The organism is Marinobacterium halophilum, from assembly GCF_003014615.1.
In the GTDB taxonomy this organism is placed as follows: Bacteria; Pseudomonadota; Gammaproteobacteria; order Pseudomonadales; family Balneatricaceae; genus Marinobacterium; species Marinobacterium halophilum.
Map to the genome: position 1 here is coordinate 93196 of NZ_PYGI01000014.1, position 25849 is coordinate 119044.

18 protein-coding genes are annotated in these 25849 nt (G+C 50.6%); 1 reads left to right on the forward strand and 17 read right to left on the reverse strand.

What is annotated here, in order from left to right; translation table 11 throughout:
- Positions 1-6 precede the first annotated feature (6 nt).
- The 17 genes from CLV44_RS10850 to CLV44_RS10930 all read right to left on the reverse strand — a co-directional run bounded on the left by CLV44_RS10850 (position 7) and on the right by CLV44_RS10930 (position 25529).
- On the reverse strand, positions 7-1842 hold the full coding sequence (locus CLV44_RS10850; RefSeq protein ID WP_211298127.1) for a hypothetical protein: 1836 nt from the start codon (positions 1840-1842) through the stop codon (positions 7-9).
- The gene (locus CLV44_RS10855) at positions 1842-4301 is read right to left on the reverse strand and encodes a hypothetical protein (protein ID WP_211298128.1); all 2460 of its coding nucleotides are present in this window, start codon (positions 4299-4301) and stop codon (positions 1842-1844) included. Before CLV44_RS10855 ends, CLV44_RS10850 begins: the two co-directional genes overlap by 1 nt.
- Positions 4301-5782: a hypothetical protein gene (locus tag CLV44_RS10860; RefSeq protein WP_106592136.1), complete on the reverse strand. Its 1482-nt coding sequence runs from the start codon at positions 5780-5782 to the stop codon at positions 4301-4303. Before CLV44_RS10860 ends, CLV44_RS10855 begins: the two co-directional genes overlap by 1 nt.
- Positions 5766-9152, reverse strand: coding sequence for a DEAD/DEAH box helicase (locus CLV44_RS10865; RefSeq protein WP_106592137.1), 3387 nt, complete (start codon positions 9150-9152; stop codon positions 5766-5768). The genes CLV44_RS10860 and CLV44_RS10865 overlap by 17 nt, the downstream gene beginning before the upstream one ends.
- Positions 9153-9158: 6 nt before the next feature.
- Complete coding sequence (locus CLV44_RS10870) at positions 9159-10583, reverse strand: protein kinase domain-containing protein (protein WP_106592138.1); 1425 nt, start codon at positions 10581-10583, stop codon at positions 9159-9161.
- Positions 10584-10587: 4 nt separating this feature from the next.
- Positions 10588-11280 carry a PP2C family serine/threonine-protein phosphatase gene (locus CLV44_RS10875; protein WP_106592139.1) on the reverse strand — a complete coding sequence of 231 codons (693 nt, stop codon included), beginning with the start codon at positions 11278-11280 and terminating at the stop codon, positions 10588-10590.
- Positions 11280-11951: a vWA domain-containing protein gene (locus CLV44_RS10880; protein WP_106592140.1), complete on the reverse strand. Its 672-nt coding sequence runs from the start codon at positions 11949-11951 to the stop codon at positions 11280-11282. The genes CLV44_RS10875 and CLV44_RS10880 overlap by 1 nt, the downstream gene beginning before the upstream one ends.
- Positions 11952-12184: 233 nt before the next feature.
- Positions 12185-13255 carry a PDDEXK family nuclease gene (locus tag CLV44_RS10885; protein WP_106592141.1) on the reverse strand — a complete coding sequence of 357 codons (1071 nt, stop codon included), beginning with the start codon at positions 13253-13255 and terminating at the stop codon, positions 12185-12187.
- 53 nt (positions 13256-13308) lie between these two features.
- Entirely contained in the window at positions 13309-13845 is a 537-nt protein-coding gene (locus tag CLV44_RS10890) for a HEPN domain-containing protein (protein WP_106592142.1), read from the reverse strand.
- 20 nt (positions 13846-13865) lie between these two features.
- A complete protein-coding gene (locus CLV44_RS10895) occupies positions 13866-15377 on the reverse strand; it encodes a VWA domain-containing protein (protein ID WP_106592143.1) in 1512 nt (503 codons plus the stop codon).
- A 34-nt stretch (positions 15378-15411) separates the two neighbouring features.
- Positions 15412-16938: an AAA family ATPase gene (locus CLV44_RS10900; protein WP_106592144.1), complete on the reverse strand. Its 1527-nt coding sequence runs from the start codon at positions 16936-16938 to the stop codon at positions 15412-15414.
- Between the two features lie 243 nt (positions 16939-17181).
- On the reverse strand, positions 17182-17436 hold the full coding sequence (locus CLV44_RS10905; protein WP_106592145.1) for a hypothetical protein: 255 nt from the start codon (positions 17434-17436) through the stop codon (positions 17182-17184).
- A 50-nt stretch (positions 17437-17486) separates the two neighbouring features.
- On the reverse strand, positions 17487-18644 hold the full coding sequence (locus CLV44_RS10910) for a restriction endonuclease subunit S (RefSeq protein ID WP_106592146.1): 1158 nt from the start codon (positions 18642-18644) through the stop codon (positions 17487-17489).
- Entirely contained in the window at positions 18641-20182 is a 1542-nt protein-coding gene (locus CLV44_RS10915) for a type I restriction-modification system subunit M (protein WP_106592147.1), read from the reverse strand. The genes CLV44_RS10910 and CLV44_RS10915 overlap by 4 nt, the downstream gene beginning before the upstream one ends.
- On the reverse strand, positions 20179-20481 hold the full coding sequence (locus CLV44_RS10920; protein WP_106592148.1) for a hypothetical protein: 303 nt from the start codon (positions 20479-20481) through the stop codon (positions 20179-20181). Before CLV44_RS10920 ends, CLV44_RS10915 begins: the two co-directional genes overlap by 4 nt.
- Positions 20482-20510: 29 nt before the next feature.
- Positions 20511-23945 (reverse strand): DEAD/DEAH box helicase family protein, encoded by a 3435-nt coding sequence (locus CLV44_RS10925; protein ID WP_245912670.1) that lies wholly within the window; start codon positions 23943-23945, stop codon positions 20511-20513.
- Positions 23946-24017: 72 nt separating this feature from the next.
- Positions 24018-25529: a sigma-54 interaction domain-containing protein gene (locus CLV44_RS10930; RefSeq protein WP_106592150.1), complete on the reverse strand. Its 1512-nt coding sequence runs from the start codon at positions 25527-25529 to the stop codon at positions 24018-24020.
- A 94-nt stretch (positions 25530-25623) separates the two neighbouring features.
- Between CLV44_RS10930 and CLV44_RS17645 the strand changes: the two genes are divergently transcribed.
- Positions 25624-25752, forward strand: coding sequence for a hypothetical protein (locus CLV44_RS17645; RefSeq protein WP_281257824.1), 129 nt, complete (start codon positions 25624-25626; stop codon positions 25750-25752).
- Positions 25753-25849 lie beyond the last annotated feature (97 nt).

Consider the following 25849-nt stretch of genomic DNA (forward strand, 5'->3'; position numbering starts at 1 on the left):
ACAGCTTCAAAGCTTACACAAAAAACTTCGCCGGCCTACAAGTTCGAAGGATATCAGCCCGTCAAGGCTTTGCTCATACTCCCTCTCCATCGCATTACCCCTGAGGTAGCGATTAGTCTTACAAGACGAACATGCGGCAATAAACCCGCTCGGTGCTTGATGAACAACCTCAACTGGACCGGAACAAACCGGACATTTCTGCAGTTCTACTATCTCTTCATGCCTTCTTTTCAGGTCCCTAGTCTGCTGTAGTGCATTATCATGCACCAAAGAACTTTCAACTTTAGAGAGATGCTCATTAGTTAGCGCCTTGAGAATTCTGAACTGATGCTTCTCTTCATTCACCTCAAATCCTGCATCAAAAGGCATCGACTTGAGCGTTTTGGTTGGTACTTTAGTGATCGCAGCGCTGTATCCTGAAACCAGTTCGCTTTGCAAAAGCTTGTCGACCAACAGTCCAAATCTCTCAACACAGTAGAGATCGAATGGTGAAAGCTGTACCCAGATGGCCTCAGTCGCTGCGCCACCTGAGCACAACGATTTATCATCAATATTCGGCCATGCAATCATCGTTACTGGCCTCTCCTTCTCCTGCAGTACAAAAGACACATCATGCAGTCGGCTACCCATGCTCATCCATGGAATCACCTCAAGTAGAATTCGCCCATCGCTATCTGAATCGGCAGATGATAAAACCAACTGCCAATCGAACCCAACTTGTCTGAGTTCGATATTGAATCGAGCCCACTTTGATGACAGTTTGTTTCCAAGGTAAGGAAGCAGTGCATGACGGAGCACTAAACCTGCATATCGTGAATAAGCATGGTTTAGTATCACATTTTGCTCCTTCCGTTCCTCAGGTGTTGCTTGCTTGCCCCCCACGATGCTCTTCAATTCATTCCATAGAACCGCCAAGTGACGGTAGTGCTGATCATGACTAAGAATATTTGTAAGATGCAAGCCGTTGCCTATCTGTGCAGAGCGGCTTACTAAAAGATAAAGCCCGCTTTGCTTTAGCCCCCGAATTGTTCCCAGAGCTTTTTCAAGATGCTCGAGTGTTGCCGCCAGCTGCTCAGAAGCTTTGCTGGTGGAGTCCTGTGTAAACGCTTTCCCCCACAGCTTGCAGATCTCCTCCGTAAGGCGATGATGTAAGTCATTAGCACCGTAAAACTCCAAAGCCTCAGTAACTGCAGACTGCAGCTGTAGAAGCGTACCGACTCGCCAAATCAAATACTGCTCAATCTTATCCAGTAACCGGGCGTAAACCCGGTTCTCATAGATATTAAAGTCATCCTCGCTGAAGCGCGCTTTTACACGCTTGGGAATCACTCCTGACAAGGTCTGACGCTGCCAACATTCCGAGTGAGATGCGAGATGAACCAAGGCTCCTTTCGCCAACTTTTTCGCCCTGGCAACATCTGTCACTTCGTCTTCATAGTGCAGATCGAGCCTTGGCCTCATGGATATTTGATGCAGATGTCCAGCATCAATAATCTCCAGCAGCTTAAGCTCGAAAGCGTTTAAAAGGCTGTCCTCATTAACCACCCCCTCAGGCATAAGTGGTGAAACCAAATCACCATCATCCTCGAGGCTGGAATCGATCGTCTCAAGTATTCGCTCGAACAAGTCCACCTTTTGATCCAAAGACTTGGGAGCTGAAGCGAATATATGACGTTGACCACGAATGACGACGGACTCCGTGCCATCGCTAACCAAAAGGCCACTGCCCTCTGAGTCCAGGACTTGTCGGCCGGAGGAAGGGTCTGTGTCTAGATATCGTCCAGGCTCAATAACGTCTGGTAACCGGTCTATCTGATCACCGGTCAGTCGATCTATCCACATCAAAAGCCAACCTCTTTGCGCTTGATGTCTTTCTCCATCAGCTCCAGCGACTTCTCGGGCAAGCCTTCAAGACCCGACTGATCCCAGAAAGTCCCAAGTGCATCCATCAGGTTACGGATAGCATCTGCGGTGACATCAAAACGACCTGTTACCTTTCCTTGACGCATCACTCTACTCATGAGCAGATGGTCCAGTGCTTCGCCTTTAGAGGCCCCTGCAGCCAACATCACCGGGATAAAACGTAACGCTTGTTTCTCAAAACGGTTGCCCCAACCAAGCCCGAAATCACTCTCAAGCCGAGATGTAAAATCATTTGCTGTCAGCTCTTGTAGCAAGCTTCTGACAGAATCCGAATGATCCTTGCACGCCTTACCAAAAGCATCCTGCAGAGATCGGAATGAGTAACTTGCGGGGCCATAATCCTTAATCTCAAATCTGTGATCCTGCTTTGGCAGTGTCATCACGTGAGAGCGGTCATAGGTTTTATCAGCCAGCTCGTTTGTTGTTTCATCATGGTTGGCCGTGCCAATAAACCAAACGTTATCGGGCACCCAGATCTGGCGGCCATTTCTCAGCATAGCGGGGGCGCCCGGCAGGGCCGTTTCAGACAAACTGATCAGGCGTTCATCAGGGTTGTTTTTCTCAAGCGCGGACAAGAATTCGGCAAAGTACTGCTCGGGGCGAGACAAATTCATCTCATCCAACAGGATCACATTACATGTATCCTTCCACCGAGGCGTCTGCGCCTGGTACAGGGCCTGAAGGCAGTCTTTCTCATAGAAGCGCCGCTCAAAGGCATTGAAGTGACCCAACAAATCATCACGGTCTCTCCAACCCGCCTGTACAGCGATGTCTGTACAGAAACCACCCATTGCCTTGGTGAAAGCCTTCGCCAAGCTGGTCTTACCAGTACCACTGATGCCCTGAAAAACGTGCAACTGGCTCATCGCCAAACCGCCCAGCAGCAATCTGATGTCTTCGACAGAGTAGAACAGCTCTACATGCTTCTCAGCTCTGGCTATACGGTACTGAAGTTCATGTGCAAAATCCTTCAGATTTGGTATATGCTCCAATTCAGTGCTGGCCTGATACTCCCTTTCAGAGTCCATCAACGACATAGCAGGGAAGGCGTTATTAGCCTTCTGGGCATTGGTAAGTTGATCAATACGGCTCTCAAGATCATCTATATGCACAGACAGTGTATTTTTATGGTATTCGAGAACGCGTTTTTCGCGCGCCACTGCCTCTAATTCAGTCGCTGCCACACGTTTAACGCTTAGCTCTCGGCGCGCCGCATCCAACTCTGGTCGAATAGCAGCAATATCTCGCTCCAAATCTGATACTTTATCACGGAGATATTGGTTATCAGCCCGCAACTCTGCAGTATCAGCAACCTCCAGCTGCCTTCTCAGATCGCAGTTTTCGTCCTTCAGATTATCGAGGGCCGAAAGAATTTCAGTCGGCGCACGTTCACCCAGAACGCTGGTTAACTCTTCTAGGTCATGTAAACGCTCTTGGAGCTTGTGAAGCTTTTCCCAGGCTTTGTCACGTTGCGCGGATACTTTTGCGATCTCAACCTCAAAACCGGCACGCTCTGCTTCCACAGTCGAGGCTACTTGATCATTCAGAGCAGATTCTGAGGCTTTAAGCTCAGCCCAATCGAGATCTAACCTGGTTCGATCTCGACTGAACTTGGCTTTTAACTGCCGAAGCTCTAACTCCTTCTCCTCCAGCTGCCTGACGCGATCTGCCTCCGCTTCCAAACTGCTGTGTTTTACCTCTTTAAGCGCCCGCTCAGCCTGTTTGACCTCCTCCAGAAGGTGCCGCTGCTGATCTCGGATCTCCTCAAGATCAGACTCTTTCTGCCTGAGCAGCTCACGTTGATGCTCTTCAACCTGCTTTAGTGCAAGCTCATTTTGCTCAACAAAGCCCGCCTCGGCATTCAACTCGCGCCGCCTCAGAGCTCGCTCCTTATCCAACAACTCACTCTTGTTCTTGGCTAATTCGAGTTCAGCTGTTTCCAGCTCTGATTGACGTTGATCACTCTCAGCAAGGTTCACTTCAAGACGCTCAACTTCGTCCTTAAGACGCTGCCTCTCGACCGCATTCTCTTCGCCAAGTTGATTCGCCTGCTCCCATCGTTGAGCGTACTCTTCGTTCAGCTTTTCCTGATATTTCCCAAGTTCTTTGCAAACATCAGCAAACCGTTCAATCCACTTAGCCACAAGGCTTGCATCTTCGTTTTGCTGCAAACGATCAAGTACAGTACACAGCCACTCCTGATCAACTTTAATATCCAGGTCTATATTGCAGGACTGGTATACCTTGGAAGCGTTTTCAAATGACGCGCTCCACACAGGACGCAGCTTTTCCAAAGATTGGGGGGCATTTGCTGCACTGGCAGTCTGTCCCTGAGATCCCTGGTTTCCATTACGTCTATTTCCATTCTTCTTTGTCATTACATCCAATCCTTAAAATTCGCCGTGAACTCTTGCGCGTACCTAATGTTCTTTATCACAACTTCTGCGGAGAGCTCTTGTGGTGCTCGCTTCTTAAAGCTGCTCTGTCCATGGCTGCTTTGATTACGAAGGTCTGCCAGCTGCAGCAAGATATCCAGCCTTAGATCTTCACCCTCCAATACCATTAGGGGATGCTGATATTGCTTCGCACCCAACACTCCCATTCCAGCAGCAAACAGCAGAGCTTTTAGAGAACTTGACGGGTTCTGACAGGCTCGAATAACTTGCCTAATATCCTGCCGAGCCAATATTTGAACAACTTCATTTGAAAATGAAGGAATTGTTAATGCTCTAAGTACTTGCTTTGGGTTTGACCTACTTGATATCCGATTATGTTCTGCGGGAAAGGTCTTGATTAACCATTGCATGACAACCTCAAGAAGCTTCTGACAGTCTCCAATTGCTGCCTCTAAGTCAGAGTCCCATCGAAGCCCTGACTCTATTTTTTCTTGCCACTGCATGAGTCGAGCAAAATAGATTTTTATGTCCGGCTGACGCTCGAGCCATGGATATTTAATAAGAATATCCAGCTCAGTTTTCTTCGACAGGGCCTCGTACCATTCTTCCTTAGTCATTGAGCCTGCATCGGGAATCCCAACCAATGGTGAAAGAAAGGTACGCAGTTTTTTATTATCTTGAAGTAACTGCTTCATGCTTGTGACCAGCCACCAGGCATCTTCTCTCAAAGCAAACGGATCTTTAATGGACCAAAGCTCACTCCCCTCCTCGTCACCCACAACCCAAAGCAGCACTCTGGCAGGCTCAGGAGACTCATCCAGGTGCTGAATGCCCTTTAAGCGCACCTGCTTTAACGGTCCAGACGTCCCATATAGTTGCTGATTTGAACGAAAGTCTCTCTGATACTCTCGATACGCCTTTGTTAATACCTCATTGTCGAGGGCTGGCAGGTCCACTTGCCCTGCTCTCGCAAGAAAGGGCCTATAGGTATCACCTGTCTTCCTTTCAGAGACAAACTCAGGAAACCGCGCAAAGGGGTCAAGCGCCTCAACTTGTTCCAGCCGAGTTACTAACCTCGGCCAGTACTCCCCGGATATTGCATCCTGAAATATGTAACCTGCTTTGAGGTTCGCCGCTTCATCTTCCTCATCATCCAGTAGCTTGAACCCTTTATCAGTCAACTCGTTGGCTTGAGGCGCCAGCCAGCCATTACTGACGCCTTGTGCAACAATAAAAGCGATCAGGTCCGGATGCAGCCCCGTCAAATTGGCAATGGCATCTTGAGATTTTGCTCCAGCTCTAATTAAACCTAAAACCGCACGCTGGAACAGATTCAGCTCGACCCTCCTTGGTTCTGGATAGAGCACGCGATGCACCATAACAGGCCAAAGTATTGCTTTTGACTTGTTTCTCGGACGCTCAGAAAACTTTAGATAAGTGCCTGTCTCAGCGAAGTGCGCCATGCTCACCTCCACACAATTTGTGGAATGCCGCCAGTGCAGGAACAGCCTCTTCTGCATCCGAGTTAGTCGCCAAATTCGCATCGCCAACGCAAATCAACATTTGCCGCTGACGACTCATGGCTACGTTCATACGGTTAGGCAAGCGCAGGAACCCGAACTGGCGATTAAGCTGAACTTCTCGCTCGTCAGGCTCACATCCCTGTTTAGGTCGAACAGCCTTATATGTTCGGACAGAAGACAGCAAAACGACATCAAACTCCTTACCCTGGAACGCATCCACTGAGCCAACCCGAAGTCGTTCTTCCTGGCTATAAGACCCATCTGAATTTGGCTTTTTCGTCCATTTGAAATCAGCATGAGGTTCATACCCAGAGTCCTGGGCCACCATCAAAGGTGTACCATTGATATAAGTTTGCGCCAGCTTTTCCATAATCAGATCCCGCTGGGCTGCGTAAAAGGTAATAATTCCAATCGACAAAGCTTCACCACCAGCCTTCATTAAGCGACATACTTCCTCTACCACACGATCTGCTTCAGCTTCCCTGATGCGACTGGTTCCTCGCTTGCAATCCCTTCCTTCAGTCACAGAAACATCAATCCACTGACAAACTCGATCTCGGTAACACTCGCTCAACTCTTTCATTTCGCTCAAAAATAACTCTGAAAAAACGAAATCCTCAGACATGCGTCCAGAATGGACCTTGCCAAGACCAAAGGCTTCATAGAAGTGTTTACTGACGAAATCACCCTGGATTGGATGCATGCGGAATTGGGTATCCAGCATTACAACCCGACGGATAGAGTCCTGCTTCTCAAGATCCAATAGCTTGATTCTCAAGCGCTCAAACAAACTGGACCGAAATGCTTCCAACTGCTGCTCTGTTAACTGATGCTCTTCCTGCAGTTGTCCCTCGATATTCGGTTCCAACATATGAGGCAGCTGCCGGTCATCCCCTACCAAAATGATTCTCCGCTTCGCCATCGCCATTGGAACGAACAGGTCCAACGGGTTAGCTCGTGCAGCCTCGTCAACAATAACGGTATCAAACGCTATCTCAGAGCTATCCAAGCCAGATACTGACTTAAGGCTAGCCATTTGCTGACCAGCTGCCTGCTGGCAGGTGGCGCCCACAACCATGGAGTATTCATCGATAGCGTCTCGCGCTGCCTGGCGGTCAAGGCCTAGACTGCTTGAGAATTGCTCTAAAACCCAAGCAACACCTTTCCTGCTCTCCTGAACTTTATGCTCAATGAGGTGCTCAAGCTTGTTCAGCAGCTCAAATCCCTTTTGGTCAATACTGAACCGCAAGTCTGAAGGCCGATAATCTGGTAGCAGGCGGTCCAATAACGTATTTTTCCAGATCGAGATTTGATCTAAAGTGTTTTTGTCTACCTGATGAGCGTCAGCAAGCTGCTCCAGAAAATCCAACAACTCCGGGGTAGGGTATTGGTCATTACGTTTTAACCAACTGAACAAGTCCCAGGCTCGATCTGCACCATCGTCAAGGAAAGATAATTCTGTATCTCTTAGTGCACGAACCTTTCGCAACGCCTTGTGATCCACGGATCCGTTTTTCTGCGTCGTATGATGGGCGCGTAATCCTTTGATGTAGTCTTCAAGCTCAGTCTCGATTCCAGGATGAATAATCAGACCATATGACCCCAGATCCTGAGCCATTGCCAAGACTCGCTCCAGCTCATCAGCCAACCGTTGAGGCTCATATCCAGCTACTCGCACAAAGGCCAAGGCTTCCGATAGCCCTTTAATCTTCTGTAGCTCAGGGTATTTCTCATACTCTGCTGAGATTTCCTTTTGCAAGTGCTCCGTTTTTCGCTGGACCCAGGGATCAATCAACTGTTCTTCATTACCTGCGCTGCGTTTCCCGCCAACGCGCGTGGCAGGCAGACCCAAGACATCACTTCTATCAAGCGCATTATCTACCGCGTCATGCTGGAAGCTGCTGATCAGTACTTGCCCTGAAAGGCTCTGCTCCTGAGCCTCTTCAGCCAGACGACGCTGAAGTGCAGCGATAACTTGAGTTTTCCCCGTTCCCGGCGGTCCGATAACAATTGCCAAATCAGGTGTATTCAGGGCAGCATCCAGTGCTTGAACCTGCTTTTCTGTCGGTTTACCTCCTTTGAATGCCTCTTTTGCATAGCGCGTCAATCCATCTACTCTCCTGCGCCGTGCTGCAGGCATAGCAACGCCTTCCAGCAGCCATTTCAACTGCGGCAAACGTTTACCTGAATCAATAGACCGCTTGGCGGACAATCGCCTTTTACCAGCTGTCCTGTAGCCAGCCAAAGAAAGGTATAGCCAGCCTTTCTTATCTCGGGGCCGAACATTTCGACGATTTGAGGCAGGCCGAAAAACCAGGTGGTCCTGCTTGAAGACAATGGTTCCACGAGGTATGTTCTGACCTGCAGACTCGCCTTGATCTGTCGTCAGCTCTTCCGTCCAATCTGGCGGGCTAGCCCCAATATCGACTTGGGTGTTTGACGGTAGATCGAGCCCAACCCAGCGCTCACGAAACTCCCGATAGTCGTCCATGGTCCGAGGAGTCAGTTTCCATGCATTTTCACGGCCATCTTCAAAAGGCGCGCAATCAACAAACTTCAGAGATCGTAACGTCTCAGCCTGCTTGAGTGCGTTCTGCCACTCCTTGTCGTTATACAGATTCCACAGTTCCAGATAACTGGCATTATCTCGCAGGGCCGCATCCAGAAGAGCCTGCTGCGACCCGCTCTTAAGCACAGCGCTAACAGACACGTCCATGAAGCTAAATTGACCAACAAGTAGAGAAAACCCACTATCTCTGCGAACATGCCGAGTTACTCTCTTGACCAGCAAGGCACCATCATTTTTTCTTTCAACATCTGCACGCCACCCCTGGCCTAGAAGTTGAAAGCCACCCTTAACTGTCCGGTTATTGAACCGCGCGATCGGAAGCCAGTACTCTGTGTCTGTTTCGACCACAAAATACTGTTTAAACCAGTCGCAGGCCTGGCCCATTTCCTTGCCTGGTATCTCCTGCTTGGCATACAAGTCCTCAACAATTAACTCATCAACACCAATCTCAAGATCCAGATGAGAAATTTCGACCGGTATGCAATATTGAACCAGCAGTTGGCCTTTCTGCTTTGTCGTCAGCAACCACTTAACCTGATCTCGCAATACCAGACTCTCGAATGACACTCTGTCAGCAGGGTTACAATCTACGGTAACGTGCATATCCCCCTGAACCGCCATCCATTCGTCACCATAGGGCTGAAACTGAATAGGTAAACCAGCCTGAAAACCGTTCAGATCTTCCTCGCTAGTCAACGTCAGTAAGTCTTCCGCAAACAGTGGTAGGTCTTTAAATTTCATGATAAATCACCACCTGAATTGCCAAACGATATGCTGCTGATCCAATTCGCCGACGTGGATCCAATAGGGAGCGTCATGCTTACCACGCAAGCTCTCTTTAAGCCCCTGGTAACGCTCCAATTGCTTAACCGTATTTCCTCGCTGTAAATGCAGTGCCCCGTCAGGAAGAGGACGGATTCCTAGCCCGTTCTCCGAGTATTCAACCTGAAGATGGTCACCGGGCCAGCGGTCATAGCTGAACGTAGGCATTAATCGTTTAAGTTCGCGGCCATCACCGGACTGAAGCACTACCTTTCTACCGGTAGCTATCCACTCATCCGGATTTTTAGTTGCAGCACCTTCAGCGGCCGGCACGATAAATTCCTCAAACAACACCAGGCTGTCATCGAGTTCTGAGGGGCAAAAGAAACATTCCTGACTGCCATCTTCATTGAAATCAGCAGGCAGCAGATTGTGGGCACCGCAGTTGGCACAACGCACCAGCCGCTCATCACACTCAGTCAACGCCTCTAGCCACTCCGCCATGGTAGGACGCTCAACCGGGTTTTTGAGGCCTTCTTCAAAACAGCGATGGAACAACTCCGATAGCCGACTATTCTCAACCAGATGGATGGGAAGGTTGCTCGAGCATTCGTTATCAAAGTCGTCATTATCGTTGATCCAGGGGTACTCCCCCCTCAGCGCAGCCTCTTCATCCTCCGGCTCACCGTCGTTGACCATGTCGCCCTTGAATGGATGGTTGTGGGTCAGCAATTGATAGGCAATGACCGCAAAACTCCAACAGTCTGTGAGACTGCAGAGCAGTTTTTCTCCACGCACAACCTCAGGGGCACCATAATCAACCGTATGCAACGTAAGGCCACGGTGGGCCTCCAGGCTGATGTTGTCGCAGTCGATAAGCCAGGTTTCTGCATGTGCAGGATCGTCCGATACAAAGATATTGGCAGGTGAAAGATCGCCGTACAGCATGCCTCTAGCGTGCAACTGATTAAGGGTTCTTGCCAGCTGCCCCAGAATGCGCAACCGCCTGCGCAGACCTCCCTGTTTGAGATAGTCCTTCGCAGACTCTTCCCCAGCCTCTAGAAAGCTATTCAACACGCTTTCAAGTGATACCAGACCATCCATGAGCTCCATCACATAACCATTGCGGGGTGGAGCCAGCAGTATTAATGGTCTGGCGAGCTTGAGGGCACCGAAATCCTGACGAGTAAGCCACTCAATGTGTTCACGCCAGCGCTGAATCGCCTGTACATCTTTAATCTCACGCCCATGCTCGTCTTTATTCTTTAATCCTTTAACCAGCACCTGTGGATGATTCGTACGGTAAACAATGCCCTGCCCCCCCCTGCTCATCTCCTCAACCAGTTGGTAACTCGCACCCTTTGTATCTTGAACAACGCGACGTGCTCTTTGTTTTTCTGTCGTGCTCATGTGCTTAATCCATTCTGAAAATACTGGCGATAGTTTTGTCATCACCATGGTATGGCGTGGACCAACCTCGTAACTCCCTCTCAAGCCAGCGTTTCATTCTTCGCTTGCTACAGCGCTGCTGACGGCGATAGACCGCATCAAAGAAAGGCTCAAGCTGCTCCGGAATCAGGTCATCCGAGATCCCGTCAGTCATCAGCAGGGCTCCGTCTCCAGGATAAGCTAGGAAAATGTTGCCACTCGTTGCCCCTAATGAGTCTGCTTGTGCCAATGTCGTGGTCTGATTACCAAAACCATCCTTCTGGCCCGTTAAAACGCGAAATTGCCCCCGGCTACGGATTAGGACCAAGCCATCGCCTGCTTGGCCAACCACGCCCTCGCCATTGCAATCTACCCACGCCCAAAGACAGGTCGTTTCATAATCGTCGTAGCAATTATCGAAGGCCGCACGCCAATGCTGGCTCAAACGAACGGGGACATCGATGCTTTGGAGATGCTCGTTACTCAGTGCAACCTTCCGAGCCAACACAACCGCCATACGCGATCCTGTATCGCTATATCGACGACTGCCCAACCCATCAGCTACAGAAGCGAAACAGCCTCCACTCAGGCCACGAACTGACATGGAATCTTGGTTCGGCAGTCCATCCTGCTCATGAGCCGGCCCTTTTACCGAAGCACCGGCAGCTAAAATTCGCATCAGAATTCCCAGTCCTCTTCATTCTCTGATGGAATCTGCAAGGGGGTTGACTGATTTGGCTTCACTGACTGGCTACGCGCACTGACGCTCATGGTCACAGCACGGAAGAATCGATGAATATCACGAGCATTTTCAGCACGGAAGAGCGGTGCCTCCGGGTCATTGGCGAAGTCTGCGAGCATGGACTCGTCGGCATCGGACCCAATCGCCATGGCAAACCGAGTCGCCTTCTGTGCGCGCTCTCCGTTTGCAAAGCGTTCAAAAGGCCCCTGCCATTCATCGGTCGGATAGCCATCAGAGATGAGAACTAGCACCGGCTTATATGAACGGGAGGGAATGCGCTCCTTGTCTTCGACTAGCGAATTGGCAATCTTCAATGCACTACCAAGTGGAGTAGGCCCAGCTGCCTCAAGCTCCTTCATGCCTTCAATCTGATGTGCTGGTGTAAGCGGAAGTATCATCTCCGCCTGATCCCCACCAAACGAAATAACGGAAACCTGTATTTCTGCCCGCAGACGGCTTTCAGAAGCAAAGCTTGAAAGCATCTCTTTCAGCCCTTGGTTTAGCGCCTCAATTTTCCCATCAATTGACATGCTGCCACTGGTGTCTGCAAGCACGATGACCGGCAGTGGGCGAGCTGATTGCACCTGAAATTTCTTGAGTTCCGACATGTATAACCCTCCGGTATTGCTTAAATGTTTTGTGCTTGCTTTGACTAAGCCAAAGTCATGCCAAAAACAAAAAACTTGTTTTTCAAATACTTAAGAAAACAGGAGATGGAGCGGATGGATGTTGAGGATAGTTTTTTACGCTATTGCAATTTTTCTTACCGTCATATCCATTGACTCGCACCGATGCCCACTGAACGAAGGCCCGTTTTCCCTGTTTTTATATTTCTGTCTCGCTAATCTACGATAGACCAAAGGTCCTTCAGCCGTGTGACCGTATGCTCCCATTTCGGTGTGCGGGGTCTGGCTACAGAGTTCTGATTCCCAAACAAACCAACTTCGTTAACGGCTTCACTCACCGCAACCTTGTGTAACCATTGGACCGGGACGAAATACTCAGCATCATCTTCACCACATTCGGCAGCTGTGAAATATTGCCCGTGGATAATCTTGTCATCCGTCAGGAAGTCATCAGCCACCACCGGATGATCCATAACTTTCGCCACACCGACATACCCTGTTCCTGGGATATTGACCCAGACGCGATCACCGGGCTTGAGCATGAACAGGGTTTTACTGTACCAACGACCACCTCCTGCCGATATGAACCCGTGAGTGGTTGCATCCTGCCAACTACGACCGCTGGGTGCTGTGCCGAAGCTGGCATAGAACTCTCCGTTCCACTCGCCCTTGCGGCCTGTATTTGCGGCATGCTCTTCGGTTTCGACAGGATCAATCATCCAGGAACGGCTGAGGTATTGGCTTTCACCATCACGGAAGACCGAGAAAAATACAGCGTTCAGGGCAACGCTGGCCTTGTCATTGAGGTAATTGATAATCCGCTCTGTGCTCGCATCCAGCTCAGCGGCCACGATCACCATTTGGTGGGAACTGTTGACCTCTTCCTCAACCGGCGCGACACCGAACTTGGCTTTATAAGCCTGTTCGAACGCCTTTTCAGCAAGGCCATACTTGCTGGCAAAATCGGCATAGATCTGAACGAATTTTTCGGTGGAGAGAGTCTCGACCCAAGCCGCGTAATCGATTGCCTGGGCAACAACATCTCTGGGAGTTTTGTCTTTCTTCAGCTCGATAATGATGATGGAGCCCGAGGCATCTATCGCCAGAAGATCGATATACTTGCCAAAATCGGTATAGACCTGGCGTCCGATCAGCAGCCAGTGATCATTGAGAATACTGATGTCCTTGGCAATTTGCTCCTCGAGCAGCAGCTCGCTTTCCAATCGCACAGAAGTCAGCGATTGCGGTTTATCACCAATTTTCCAGATACCGTGTTGTACAGCCATGTGCCTTTAATCCTTTACAACCTGACCGAGCCAAATGCTCAATGAAAAATAGCCTACACCTCACGCTCTAGTGCTTCGTCCGTCACCTCCACCAGCTTCTTGAAGAAGTTGACGCACTTTTTCATATCATCGCGGCTTACCAGATGGCTCGATTGCTTATCAGTGATTGATCGGTGAACAGCATCACCACGTTTCTTTATCCAGCCATTGAGCTTTGCCCGTACTTCCTCAACATCATGATTTGGCCACGACCAATGTGCTGTCACATCAGTACCTACAAAGTCTTCAAAAAAGTGTTTTGTTTTCTGCGAGTTGGGCGTGTGAAAGGTCTTCAAGTCCTTTTCCAGCTGCTTCTGGACGTATGCCGCTATCTGGCTGCCATCCAAGGCTCTGAGACGGGCATTAACCTCTTCTTTAACTCGATCCTCTACGTAGGTTTCCCAGGCAGTCAACGTCATGATGAGCGCCGCCCTTTTCAGCTCTTCAGGGTCACGCCCCTCTTTACGCTCTTTATTCAGCTGGTCATAAGCGCGAAGAATCTGCTCAGAGTCGTTTATTGCGATTTTGAAATTTTCATAAGCAAGAGACATAGTAAGTTCCTTGTATTCCTTTACGGGGCGAGGTCGAGCCAACTATCAAAGCGATGCAAGGGATCACATAGCTCTTCCATTGCATGGCCTCCCGAGCCAATCAGTACGCCATGCACGGACAAAGCATGGCTTTGCTTTCGACGTGTAATCTTTGAAGCCAAATCGCTGGAAGACGGAAACTCTCCATCACTGACAAGCAGGATATCTGCATCCTGCCAGGCTTCGGATTTGCATCGTTCCAAAGCCATTTGGAGCGGCCCTTCAGCATCTGTACCTCCTCCGAACGACATCGACAGAAAGCCGATCAGGCGATCCAGCCCTTGCTCATTGGGCGAGAGCTCAAGCTCTTTCACCTCATCCCGACTGCCAAACAGGTAGACATAGCAGCCGCGTTTTTCCTGAGCGGCAACGCTCAAGCACTCAAGAGTCAGCGCCTTGGCAATGGTTTCCGGATTCCCCGCCATGGAGCCGGAGGTGTCGAGACAAATGATCATTGGGCCGCACTCTTCCGACCTTGATTTACCGGCTCGTTTAACTTCGACATCCTCTGTGACTTCGGCCGCAAACGTTTCAAGTTCGATACCTTCGACGGCATAACTCAATAACGCATGTTCTGCCCGCTTAGCGTGCCAAAGCTTTTTCAGCACAGGATGCCCAAGCAATGCAGCTTCCTGAGGCAACATACGGCTGATCGAGTCAGAGCGTGTGATACCTCGGGTTTCCATAGGAACGAACGGTGTTTTGACCTCACGTTTTTGAACGCGTGTGGTGGTCATCGACTCCATGATCATTTCAATGGCCGGATTGTCCTCACTGGCTTTCATCCTGCCCAGGGTCCTGATCACCTCCTGGAGCTGAGGCAGCAGCGCCAGGACTTCCTTGAGTCGCACCATATCGAGCCAGCCATGACTTTGAAAAAAGCCTTTTGACAGATCAAAGCCCAGATGAACGACCATGCCCAAGTCAGAGAACACCGATGCAAGTGTTTCCCATACAACCAAACGCTCTTCCCATACATCCGACAGCCAGCCGCCGGCACCGGCCACCTGGGACCAGCTTGTAGCCAACGCACGCGACTCCAGTTCGGCGACCACCTCAGGACTGAGTACCGGCACTCCCCTGCTTGCCGATTTTTTAGCTCGTTTAGCCAACTTCTCCCGTAGATCCTGTAAAGCTGCTTGCTCATACTGCTCAAACAACACCGTTTGTAACCGGTGCTGCTCCAGCTGTTTGTTCTCCAGAACCTCTAGCATGTCGGCGAGCAAGGCATCGACTACTTCTTCGTTGCCATGACAGTATTTCAACAACCCTTGGGCATTTAAGTATTCATGAAGGGACTCTTGCACTTGCTGGGCGGGCCAGGGCAGCAGTTCTCTTGGTGTTTCGCCAGATAACATACTACTGCGCATCGCAACCAAGCCATGTAAACGCTCGTGAAGCGTCCCTGCGGGGTTCGTGACCAGTGCCGGAACCAGCGTTTCCGGCACGTCATCCAGAAGAGCAAAACTGCTATCAAGACCATCCAGGCGCATGGGCTCCAGAGGTGGTTGGTGAGGGGTATGACTCTCAATCACACAGCTCACCCTCTTTCACTTCACCTGCTTCAAAGATCGCTGAAGTTGCAGGGCTGCTTTCTCGGGGAAGTTCCTCGAAGCCCGTGATTACCTTTTCCATCCGCTCTAACAGCTCTTCCGTTTTAGAAATAGCGTTTCGCAGACTTGAATCCAGCTCAGGGAAAATGGATGCATCGATCCAAAGATGATTACAAAGCACCAATTTCGCTCTATCGCGCTGATTACGTAGAGTCTGTAACACAGTTTCTATATTCGACTGAGCCTCAAGGGCCGGATTAATACGCCCCTCAACATGGGCCTTTGAATATAGAATTGTTTCCATCAGAGGAATGTTTGGTATATTTTCCTCTATGGGGTCATTATCCCGACCTCTTGTGCTGGGCTCTACTGTAGGCTCATCGGTATTATGAACCGTATATAATGGCTTGCCTTCTTTATTTATTTTATGCCTCGTTTCATCTGAGTGAGACGACGTTGTAATATCACCTTCATCATCGATATATAAAGGCTGACCTGAATCGTCAATTACCTGTTTTTTGTTATCGATATCCATTTGAAGGTAACTCTCCCATGCGCTTACTATGCTCTGAAGCCTTTTGGGATTGAAATCTGCATCAATGGCAATATTCTTCTTATAAAGATCAACCAGGCCCTCAAGTTGCTCAGGCTTTTCCCACAGGCAGTGCGGCAGTATCCAGGCGTCATATATATTGGCTTCAGTCTGGTTATTGGTAAGTGCTGAAACCTTGATTAGCTTGATGACCTTGCGCCAGCGACGGTCAGACACATATATGTCCTGCTCAACCAAGTACTCCCGAAACTTCTGGCACAGCTCCAGAACCCCTTTGCTGATACCCACCTTTTCAGCCTGTGCCTGAACTTCACCCAAATCCTCAATTCGGAGACGAACATCCAGCGCCGGATCACATACCGCCTCACCCATCGTCAAAAGCTGCTGGAACGCATTACCCGACACCGGCTCCACAAAGCTGCGCAGCATGAAGCGGTCATAGAGGGCATTCAGCTCTTCGCCTTCTGGCAGCTCGTTACTGGCGGCAATGACGGAGATAAGCGGAACCTGTTTGCGCGTGTTGCCGTTATCGAATTGTCTTTCATTCAACAGGGTCAGGAGACTGTTGAGAATGGCGCTATTGGCCTTGAAGATCTCGTCTATAAACGCAACGGATGCCTCGGGAAGGTAGCCACTGGTAAGGCGGTGATAGCGATCATCTTCCAGCGCCTTGATGGAGAGCGGCCCAAACAGCTCTTCGGGCACGGTGAAGCGGGTCAGCAAGCGCTCAAAATAGTCCGCTTCAAAGAAGGCGTTTTTCAGTCGTTTTGCGAGTTCGCTTTTTGCGGTACCAGGCGGCCCAAGCAAAAGCACATGCTCACCCGACAAAGCTGCGAGAAGTATCAGTTTTGTTTGCTGCTCTCGCTCCAGAAGCCCGCTTTGCATCTCTTTAATCAAGAGGCCCAGCTTTTCCTTACGAGACATTACCTTAATGGGGGCGCTATCCATGGTTGTTTATTCCTTCAAAAATAAGTGGGTGTTAGTTAAAACACCTTGTAGCAAAGCAAACTTCACTCCAAAAACACAAAGTCCAATTATTTCAATACGTTAGGACAAGCCGGACACTTGCAAAGCAACCAAAATTAAAATAAATATTCCGATAAAGTAAGAACATTTACAGAAAGTCATTCTTGGTTGCTTCCTTACGTTGAGCTACACAGTCATTTGGCGCACAATTAAAGCCGTAAAGGCTCAGGCCACCAAAGCCTCCAGCATCTCACCACCAAACATCTGCGCCAGGCCTCCGCAGGCCTCAATGAGATCAATGGCATTGTAGCTATCCCAAACCTCACCGGACGAAACCAGATCAGTTACCAACACTTCGCCGGTAGCCGGGCGTTGCATAAAGTTCGTGGTATTCAGATCAAGATCACCACCCACAAAGATGGCATGCGCGATCATCGCAACCACTGTGCGCTTAAGAGCTGGTGCTACATCCAGTTCCAACAACAGATCCAGCGGCAGGTCGCCTAGCTAGGCGGCCACTTTCAAACGACTCACAAATCCCCTCGAAAGGCTTGTTGAGATATTGAAGAAAATAAGACTTCACTTTGATCTTCAGCAAACGCGAATGATTTAGTCTTTCGCAAGCTCGTTCTAACTACCCTACTGAAGCGCTCAAGCAAGTCCGCCGGCACATCAAATATTGGGAAAGCCTTTAGTTCCACTGGGGAAATGTGTGGAATTGTTGTTTCAGTCGGGCAGCAATGCCTTTCAAATGCCACAGAATCAATACTCGCGTAGATCAAGTCTTGCATAGATTGAGTACCGGCCCTTATTCGTGCTACCCGCTGGACAAGGTAAGTGGGTATGTCACTTACCTCCGCATGACAGACCTTTAGCCCGGAGGAGATCCAAGGACGATCCATCGCGAGAATAATATCTCCTTGTTCAAGCAGGTAATCGTCTAGCCCGTCCAAGCGATCACGCGACCAGAAACGCGTATCCTTCCAATCAAGTGCTCCAGGTAGAACATTAGCGCCTCGACATAAACGGACTGTACCCTTTGATTCTTCAATATAATCCGAGCTTTTGAATGGGTATCCAGTAATAACCGATGCCATCTGCGAAAGAGGCTTCGTCGGCCACCCCATCGGATTAGTAACAGGATCACCAAACATCTCCAGAAACACGCTGCGGAGGAACTGGTCGGCGAGGTCGATGGCTTGCTGGCGTTTGCGGCGCAGAGCATCGGCCTTATCGAGAATGACAGCGATGCGCTTTTGCTCGGCCAAGGGCGGGAGAGGGATCTCCCTGTTTTCCATAGCCGTTTTAGTCACATGAATCATGGTCGAGCCAGTGCCTTGCTCGCGCTTTATATCCTCAACATCCTTCTCCAAAACGTGACATAGGTAGTTTTTATCAACTTTCGATTCGTCTATTTCAACTTTCCAGATGTGATAGTGATAAATAACTTTACAACCGTCCCAGATTCTCGGACCAAAAGAAGCTGACCATGCATACAGCAAGTCACCTCTTTCACAGTAGTTTTTCTCTGGAAGCTCCAGATCTGAGTAATACCATTCTCTATTTGAGAAAAAATTTCCAACCCTCAGAACCGGGTATTTACCATCTTGAAGCAGTTCATCCTTTTTATACGCGCGTCCATTAAGCAACGTACAAACATCACCTAGCTTTACGAGAGGCCAATTCACAACATCCCCTCCAGCGCTTCCAGGTCCTGCTGAATCTCCACCTCCAGCGCCTTCAAGCGTGCCAGTAGCACCTTAGGCGGCTCATACTCCTCCGCTTCGTACACTTGTTCCTTGTAGCGGTTCAGCGAGAGGTCGTATTTGTTGCCGGTGATCTCGTCACGGCTGACCCAAAATGATTTGGCGGTGCGGTCATTCTGATCAGACTCTGCCACTGATTTGTCGCGGGCACGGAACTGCGCCACCAGCTCTGGCAGGTCGTTGGCTTCGATCTTCTGGCGCTTGTCATCCAGTGAAAAACCGTCCGCTTCCACATCGTAGAACCAGACGTGGTCGGTTTCGCCGCCTTTGGTGAAGATCAGGATGGCGGTCGACACACCGGCATAGGGCTTGAATACGCCACTGGGCAGTTTGACCACGGCTTCGAGCTGGTTGTCATCCACTAAGTGCTTGCGCAGCTGCTGATGCGCCTTGGAGGAACCGAACATGACGCCATCCGGGACGATGGTGGCACTGCGACCGCCCAGCTTGAGCATGCGCATGATCAAAGCCACAAACAGCAGCTCGGTCTTTTTGGTTTTGACAGTACGCAGCAGGCCCGGATCGACATCCTCTTCGTCGAGGCTGCCCTTGAACGGCGGGTTGGCCAGAATCAGGTCAAAGCCTTCGCTGGCTTCCGTCGGGAAGCGCTCACCAAAGCGCTGACTCAGGGTGTCCTGATAGTGAATATCCGGCTCGGCCACGCCGTGCATCACCAGATTCATCGCCGCGATACGCAGCATAGTGGCGTCGAAGTCGAAGCCGTGGAACATGTCGCTGTCGATATGACGGCGGTGTTCGTGCAACAGGTCGCCCAGGTAGATTTTCTGCTCGACCGTGTTGCCCTTCTCGTCCGTTACGGACTCGGTGATCACGCCTTCCGGCGAGCTGTATTTTTCCAGCAGGTATTCATAGCAGGTGGCGAGGAAGCCCGCCGTACCACAGGCCGGGTCGGCAATGCGCCAGGTCGGTTCCGGGTCCAGCATCTCGACGATAGCGCAGATGATGTGGCGCGGGGTCCGGAACTGGCCGTTAATGCCTGCAGTGGTCAGCTTGGAGAGCAGGTACTCGTACAGATCACCCTTGGTATCGCTGGTTTCCAGAGGCAGCTCGTTGATCATATTGACCGCTTTCACCAGCAGGCTCGGCTTCTGGATCATCAGCTGGGCGTCTTTCATGAACTCGGCAAACAGGGTGCCCTCGCCTGCCAGGTCCTTGAAGTGCGGGAACACACGGTCTCTTACCAGCGGAAACATCTGCTCGGCCGGCTTGTGGCGGAAGTTCTCCCAGCGGATATCCTGGTCCACTGCCGAAAAACGGTTGTTAAATCCTTTGCCGGTGCGCTGAGCGCGCTTTTCGTCGCGGCGCTCGTTCAGATCGAGCATGCGGGCGTACATCAGGAAGGTAATCTGTTCCACCACGGTCAGCGGGTTGGCGATGCCGCCGGTCCAGAACTCTTCCCAAAGCTTGTCGATCTTGTTTTTCAGTTCACCGGTAATCATGCCGCAGTCTCACTTTTTTCAATCAATTCCCAACGCAGGATTCCACGCTGGTCAATTTTGAACAACCCCTGCCGACCGCCAGGCTTTTCAGTGCACGCACGCACTGCGTAGCCCTCGGTCGTGACCTTACGGATCATTTCCTGTTCATCCATAACTTCAATGCTGTCAGTCTTTTTGTTCCCTTCCTTGGACAGACGGAAGGCAACTCGACCGGTATCTCGATCTCTCACTTTCACAGGGAACAACAAATCTCCACTGGTGTGGTAGAGACGCAATCTGCTGCAGAAAATTTCACTCATTCACTCTTAACTCGTTCAATAAAAAAATCTCAGACAGATACCCGTTTCTCGGTGCTCTGTTTCTGTGTACCCAGTTCAACACCAAACTGCTTGACCAGTTCAACCAGCGCATCCGCTGTGCTCTCGTCACTGAACACGCCGTCCAACCCATCGGTATCCAGTGCAGTAAATGGATGATCATACAGCTGGGCCACGTTGATAGTGCCAAATCGACTCAGGTAGTTTTTCAGCAGGCCTATAAAGCGCTGCTGACGACTGTCCAGGTGGATATGGTGCTGCTGCACAAAGTGGGTAAAAGCCGTTTCAACCGCCTGACTGTCCATGCCGATCAGCGTGCGCAGCAGCTGGTCCAGGCTAGCACCGGACTCCGGAAAGAAGTCTTTCAGTGTGTCCAGGTCAATGCTCGGATTCTGGATATGCACCAGCGCGTTAAGCTGTTCCAACTCGGCCTCGGTCACGGGTTCACCCTTGCGGATCTTGGCCAGTACCGGGTCGGACTCGAACAGGGGCGTCAGGGTCTTCTCCACCTCCTGGCGGAAGATCTGGTAATCGACCGTGACGATTTTGGTGGGTCTATCCGCGACTTGGTACAGCCCCTGGTCTTCCTTGATATCGATAATCGGCAAGGCCTCCGCCGGTGGCGCTGTATCCTTGTCTCGCAGATGAATAATCCCCCGCAGCGCCAGCCGTTTGTCTTCCAGCGTCGCAAAGCTGGCCGCCTGCCAGAAGCTATCCTGCTGGATATCACGAATCTGCTCCGCCTTGGCCCGCACCGGGTTCAGGTGCATCGACAGCTTGGCGACCTTGGCCAGTATGGGCTGCTTGGCAATATCCATTTCAGACGGGTTGTTCAGCAGGATAAACTGCAGCTCTGTCAGCTGCAGATCCCAGCGCAGCGCTTCAGACTGGTTCTTGATGTCACGCCACTGCATCAGCGGTGCCATTTCGGTACGCAGCAACTGCCGGGTATCCGGTGCAAAGCTATCCAGGCGCTTAGGATCACTGAGCCGGGCCTTGAGCTGCCAATTATCGCGCACGGCAATACAGCCATCATCCAGTGCATCAATGTCCGCCTTGAGCAGTGCGACGGTCTGCTTAAACAGTTCCATCTCCGCCTTCTTCAGCGCTGTTTCGGCCAAATGAAGCCGCGCTTCAAACAGCTTCTCACACAGCGACTTGCCGGGACGGCCTTCATCTTCAGGTGGATCCATGTCGAAATAGTCGAAATTGCCCCAGTGATCGAAAATAAGGAAGTGGGTTTTGGGTAAACCGGGGCCATAAAGATCTGGGCTCAGACGCGTACCACGCCCGACCATCTGCCAAAACTTGACCTTGGATTTCACCGGTTTGGCAAACACTAGATTGACCACTTCCGGGACATCGATGCCGGTATCAAGCATATCTACCGATATCGCAATGGTGACCTGGTCGTTGCCCGTGGTCTTTTTAAAACTATCGATAAGTTCTTCAGCACGATCGTACTTGGAGTGGATCACACGGCAGAAATTGCCACCATGTTGTGGATACATCTCGCCAAACAACTCTGACAGTAGTTCGGCATGCTGGATACTGCGGGCGAATATTATGCTTTTTCCGGGCAGCTGCCCATCGGCATCACGTACACCCTTTTCCATCAAGTTTCGTAAAATAGCTCTATTGGTATCTTTGTTAAATACGGTCTTGTCGATGTCCGGGGCTTCGAAATCCAGCTCATTCGGGTCAAAGCCCTGCTCTTCCAGGTCGGCCAGCTGCTGATCCGTCAACGATTTGCCTTTGATACCTTCACGCAGGAACTGAGTGGTGTGCGTAACAACGCGGAATGGCACCAAATTTCCGTCAGCGACGGCTAGCTCCAATGGATAGTTAGCAGTCGGGAATTTATAGTCGCAACCAAACAAACGGCAGGTAGAGCGACTGACCATCTCTACAGGAGTCGCTGTAAGGCCTATCTGTCTGGCATCGAAGTATTTAAACAGGTCGCCAAACACGTTGTAGACCGAGCGGTGCGACTCATCAGCGATGATCAGGTCAAAGTACCCCACATCGAATTGCTCATAGATCCCCATCATGCCTGGGTAGGTAGCAATGTAGATGCGTGCATTTTTCTGGTCCTGTTTCTTGGTTCGGCCTACTACATAGAGCGGTTCCTTGATGTATTCGCTGTAGGCATTACGCGCCTGTTTACGCAGTTCTTTGCGATCACACAGGAACAGCACACGCTTGGCCCAGCCAGCATCCAGCAGGCGCTTGGTTAGTGCGATAGATACACGGGTTTTACCAGTACCCGTGGCCTGCACGATCAGTGTCTTGCGATGACCTTCTGCAAATCGTTCACTGACACGGGTAATGGATTCCATCTGGTATAGGCGGCCAGCAATATCCATATCAATCGGAGTCGTGTTCAAATCCTTACGCTGACTCCTCTGTTGAATGAGATACTGCAGACTGTCCTTGCTGTAATAGCCATATAGCTTGCGCGGCACGCTATCCAGTGCGTCATCCCAGATCCAGATGTCGTAACCATTGGTGTAGAAGATAATCGGGCGCTGGCCATATTGGTTTTCCAGCGCATCGGCATACAACTTTGCTTGCTGGCGGCCCTTTTCCGGATTAGCGCGAGCTCGTTTAGCCTCTACAACTGCCAACGGCATACCGTTATCATCCCAGAGCACATAGTCACAGTAGCCGATACCAGTCGTGGTTGGCTGACCACCCACTTCAACCTCAACACCTACCTGATCGGTGTTACCGCCATCAGCATCAACGTCCCATCCAGCCAGACGCAGCTCGCTATCGACCAGACGGCGGCGGGTCTCGGCTTCGTTGAAGTCCAAGGTGTTTGTGGCCCGATGACTGCTATGCAGGAATGACTGAACTTTGTCTCGGTCCTGCTGGTGTTTGAACTTGGCCGCCTCACGCAGTGCTGCCCGCTCTGCTTCTTTAGCAGCTTCCAGCTCTTTCAGAGCATCCTTTAGCTGCACGGACTGGGACGCCAGCTTCTCCTGCAGCGTTTTATTCTTCTGCTTGAGCTCTGACTTGGCTATTGTGGGTTGTATAGGTTGAGGCTCTTGGAAGTCGGGACACTGCTCACTGCTGCCATCACCCTGTGCGATCAGTAACCAACAACCTAGATAGTAAGCTTCCTTCACCAACCAAGCTGCCGTATCGGCTGAAACCTCACCCTCATGCGCTGCCTTGTTGCCATGCATACGGACGGCATGCAGCTTATCGAGGATGACCTGCGGCACTACTGATTTGAAGCTGCCATTGCTCAAACGATCCATAAAGGTCGCATTAGGCTCTACCGGAAGCTTGAGCTCGCTGTAGACAACCCCCACCAGTTTTTCGACAAAACAGCGGAGTTTAACCAATGAACTCTGAGGGTCCAGATAAGCGTAGGTTTCGGCAAACCCGCCAAGGTCTGCTAGGTTGGGCCAGTGTTCTCTGAGATGTTCAAAATTCATGGACTTCATGTCTTTCAGCCTGTGATGACTTCCTGTGTTCCAAGTATCGTGCCAAGTCGGGTTTCAGCCCAATCAATACTCTTCGATTCCGAGCTGTTTAATCCAGTTATTCAGTGTTTGGTGGTTTTTCAATCCTAGAAGCTCGGCGGCCTTACCCTTCTGACCAGCGGTAGTCTTAAGCGCCTCGAGAACACAATAACGCTTTGTATTATCGAGGATTTCATTGATATCAACACCTTCCGCCACATCAATATCAAGTGCAGTACCATAGGTCTTTCGCGGCCGCTGAATGAGTGCTCGCTCAATCTCGTGAGTATCTAACACTTCCGTATCAGCCCAGATTGATGCCCTGAGCAAGGTATTCCAAAGCTCACGGATGTTACCTGGCCAACGCTGCTGCTTAATAAAATCCATTGCATCTTCGGAAATTATTTTACTTGCATAGCCGGGTTGATCTTTCGCTTCCAGATTCAACTGACCTAACAACGATGTGACCAGTTCGGGAATATCCTCATGCCGCGCACGCAGAGGTGGCAAACCTACAACACCCACTGCGAGACGATAGAAGAGGTCTTCCCGGAAAGCCCCCTCCTCCACCATCGACAGCAAGTTCCTGTGCGTAGCCGTAATCACACGAACATCGACCGCATGGGGTTTACTTGCCCCTACAGGGTTGATTTCCTTCTGCTGCAAGGCCCTGAGCAACTTGACTTGAGCTTCAAGGGGCAGCTCACCTACCTCATCAAGAAAGAGCGTGCCGCCATCAGCTTCATCAAAAAATCCTTTGCGGTTCGCATCTGCACCGGTGAATGCTCCCTTTCTGTGCCCAAACAGCTGAGAATCTATGAGGCCTTCCGGTATTGCTCCGCAGTTGACGGGTATGAAAGGCTTGGCGGCACGGGGAGATGCCTCGTGTATCGCCCGAGCAATCACTTCCTTGCCCGTTCCTGATTCGCCTTGCACAATCACTGGCAGATTACGTGGTGCCAAACGCTTGGCAAGCGAAACCGCCTCATGCATGGCAGGCGAGTGGGTTTGAATATGCTCAAAATGACTATCCAGCTTGGGTGGTGCACCTGCAAGAGAGCCTAATACGCCATCCTGGTGCTCAAGGTAAGCAAGGGCTATATCGAAAGGTAGCTCTACATCTATTACCCCATCTTGAATAGAGGTTTGTACCAGGCGGGTGTTATAGACCCCCTTGCCCAGCAGCAGCCAAATGGCAGCCATCGCCGGCGTACCCGAGGATAGATTGAGCGTTACCAACGCATTGGGCGAGCAGCATGTATCAAGCACGCTCCGGGCCGCAGCATAAATATCAGGATAGTGGATGGGGCTGGTCAGTTCTACCGAGGAGATATGAATGGTCGTTTTGACAGCGGCATTGCGTGTTCGTGACTGACCAGCCAACCACCGCTGATAACGGTCTAGTTCATCAAACCAAGCATTGGCAAGAATGTGCACTTCATCGAAAGGCGCGTCGGCGGCAAGCAGTATCGACGCAATAGGGCCACTCTGACCACTCGCCTCAGCATCCAAATCATGACGACCGAGCCAAGTCAGCAAAATCCTTTTCTTAAACACACCACAAGCTCCGACTGTAACTAGCAACAGAATTTATCATGCGAGGAGCGGAAAGTCTTCGAGCTTCGGACTCAAGTACGGATTCAACTCCGAAGTGCGACACCTGCATATGCAGTCTGAAGATATTCCTGAAACACAATTTCAGGGTGCGCATCGGGCCTTGCGAGAAGATTTCTATGAGGCACTGACCGAGTTTGGCATGTGTCTGAATGTAGTGGCCTAATGATCCCGGACACCAACTTAAGGTGGTAAAGTCACCGCCGAAGAAGAGGTGTTCAATGGCAAAACAGCGTCGTTCGTTTTCAACCGAGTTCAAAATG